The sequence below is a fragment of the Synechococcus sp. R8-2 genome, assembly GCF_047461715.1.
Lineage (GTDB): Bacteria > Cyanobacteriota > Cyanobacteriia > Thermostichales > Thermostichaceae > Thermostichus.
The window spans coordinates 1-2,403 of the sequence record NZ_JANSHQ010000224.1; the positions used below are offsets into that span (position 1 = coordinate 1).

Genomic DNA, 2,403 nt, shown 5'->3' on the forward strand with positions numbered 1-2,403 from the left:
ATTGACTAGAGTCATGCTCCTTCGCTACGCAATGCTTAGGGGGCTGGTCTGAGGCTGGCTTATTCTGACCCTTGGCCCGCAGATCCGACGCCCCCGACAGATGTTGAGACGGGTCTGGAGTGGCTGGTGAAAAACTCTGGGCAAGTTTTACCGGGTAGTTTCACCACCTCTATCCCTATGGTGCTCCGCACCGCCGAGGCGACTGGCTGGGCAGAAGTATCCAACTCGGCAGAACAGAAGGGGTTGACCGCCTAATCTTCGTCTTCATCTTCTTCGTCATCTCCGTCTTCCCATTCCTCATCGAGATCCAGCAGCAGGGCATAGAGCTGATCAAAAAGCTCTGGCGGCTCATCGGGGGTGAGCAGGTAGGGATCCCCTTCGTCAGGCAGAGCGGCGTAGAGCAAAACGGGATCGAGGGGGGTAAAGATGCCGTATTTCTTCTCTTGGTAGAAAAAGGTAGCTAGCAGTTGAAACTCCTGGGCATCTTCCTCGCTCTCGCCCAGCTCGAACACATCTTCCTCTTCGACTGGGGGCAATTCCCCCTGAACCGTGAGGATGTCGAAGCCATTTTGCTGCAAGGTGAGGTTCAACTCCCCCAAGACAGCCTGGATGGTGGGCAGGGTAGCCTGTAGCTCTTCAGGATCCGGCTCGTCCAGGATCCCTTCCATGTTGGCATCGCCGTTCACCGCTTGGCTGGGTTCTTCTTCCCCTTCCCAAACCAGCACTTTGATCACAGCATCAACGGGAGTCACCAGAGCATAGGTCTGCTCGTCGATGACCACCTGACGCAGGATCTCGCACTTGAGAGGCTGGTTTTGCTCGTCGCGGAGCACCAAGGTTTCATGGGATTCAGTCATTGAAAACAGCCCAGGGTAGGAAAGACGGGGGTGTACAGAAGCTCATTCTCCCATGTTCTGCCCCCCTGCAATGCTGAGGGATCCCTTCCAGGCCCACCGGCAGAACTCTATGCTTCGGCTTCTCGTTCTGCCTGGGTTAAGGCTTCCAGAGCCAATAAAATCTCCTCTTCTCGGCGGGCGTAGGTTTCTTCGTCAATTTCTCCCAAATCTAGCTGAATTTGCAGGGCCGTAAGTTCTTTTTGCAGGTTTTCTTTGCTATCCAGCTGTGCTTCGGCGCGTTCTTGGATCTGCTCTGCTAGCCAAAGCAAACTTTGGGCCGGCCAAGTCAACAATTGCCAAACCATCCCAGGGCCCCTAAAGCAGATGATGAGTCTTCGTAATCCTATCAATTTGGATTCTCAGGTGGCCATTGCCCCGGCCTAGCCGTGAAACTTTTTGTTCCCTTCCTCCCCAAGCTGGAAAGACTGGGACACGCACGAAGCGCCAGGGGAAACACTGGCTATTGGTGCTCAGGCAAGTCCTAGCCGCGAAGACTAATCCTCTCGCTGGTGCTTCTCGATCCACTCCATGAGCTCCCCCTCGGAATGGGTACACAGGCGCTCTCCCGTGATTGGGTCTTGGACAGACCACCAGACCATGCCGCTGCCATCTACCCACTGCCGCACCCGCAGTTCATCGCAGGCCGCCAAGACTGCCTTCAGGCTCTGCCAAAGGTGGCGCAGTCCTCTGAAGAGCGCTGAAGAGAAGGGATCCCTGCCGCCGTACTCGGCTGCCAGCTGCCGCTCTTCTTGTTTCAGCAGCTCCATCAAGCGGGTGTTGTTGGCCGCCCTAGCTGCTTCCAAACGACGGGCCAGGGAGGCTGCTATGTTTTGGCGATGGCGGGCCAGGAGACTTGTCCCCCTCATTTCAGCGATTGCACTCATAAGGCTGCTCTACATACCAGTACCTCTACACGATCAATTCTACCAAAAAATCTGTAGTCAAGGATACGAAAAGTGCAAAACCATCGGTCCTGCACGCTAACGTGCGGGATCCGATCCCGGTGCCCTGCCTGGGAGCTGCCGGAAGTTAATCCAACAAGGGGCCACCTGAGCAGCTCAGATCAATCGGCGGCTTCCCCGGACGGATTTAACGGGGGCTAATCCACAGGCAGCAAATTCAAGCGGAGCGGCAACCGGAGTTTTTCCGCGTCTTGCAGGAAAAAATGCTTGCAAGCCTACTTCCACGGAGCTGCCACAACTCGGAACGAGCCGACCAAAACAGCTTAGGCAGGAGGTGGAGAGGAAAAGGATGGGGGACTATCAACTTCAATGTAGCCTAACCCTCTCTTCTGGACGATGGTCCGTAGCTCCTGAATCAACTTTTGATCTTGGGAAGCGGTACGTGCTCCTGACTCGGCAGCCCATTCTTTCAAGCTTTGAATTTGGTCACGAGCAATGGCGGCTAGAGGAACCGTTTGGCGGGTGGTGCCCCAGGAGTAACGATACAGCCTGTTAAGGAACTAAGGGGCACAGTAGCAACACTTAGCAAACCAACTTCGGAAGCA

3 protein-coding genes are annotated in these 2,403 nt (G+C 55.3%); all 3 read right to left on the bottom strand.

The genetic code is table 11. The features are described 5' to 3' along the window. Nucleotides 1-251 precede the first annotated feature (251 nt). The 3 genes from NW819_RS06040 to NW819_RS06050 all read right to left on the bottom strand — a co-directional run bounded on the left by NW819_RS06040 (nt 252) and on the right by NW819_RS06050 (nt 1,780). Entirely contained in the window at nt 252-857 is a 606-nt protein-coding gene (locus tag NW819_RS06040) for a DUF3727 domain-containing protein (RefSeq protein ID WP_011433718.1), read from the bottom strand. A 107-nt stretch (nt 858-964) separates the two neighbouring features. Beyond that, complete coding sequence (locus tag NW819_RS06045) at nt 965-1,201, bottom strand: gas vesicle protein GvpG (protein WP_414413199.1); 237 nt, start codon at nt 1,199-1,201, stop codon at nt 965-967. A 189-nt stretch (nt 1,202-1,390) separates the two neighbouring features. Then, entirely contained in the window at nt 1,391-1,780 is a 390-nt protein-coding gene (locus NW819_RS06050; RefSeq protein ID WP_414342319.1) for a hypothetical protein, read from the bottom strand. Nucleotides 1,781-2,403 lie beyond the last annotated feature (623 nt).

Bases quoted from the DNA above. Each gene is read 5' to 3' on its own strand.
- NW819_RS06050 (WP_414342319.1), bottom strand. From the start codon at position 1,780: ATGAGTGCAATCGCTGAAATGAGGGGGACAAGTCTCCTGGCCCGCCAT.
- NW819_RS06045 (WP_414413199.1), bottom strand. From the start codon at position 1,201: ATGGTTTGGCAATTGTTGACTTGGCCGGCCCAAAGTTTGCTTTGGCTA.
- NW819_RS06040 (WP_011433718.1), bottom strand. From the start codon at position 857: ATGACTGAATCCCATGAAACCTTGGTGCTCCGCGACGAGCAAAACCAG.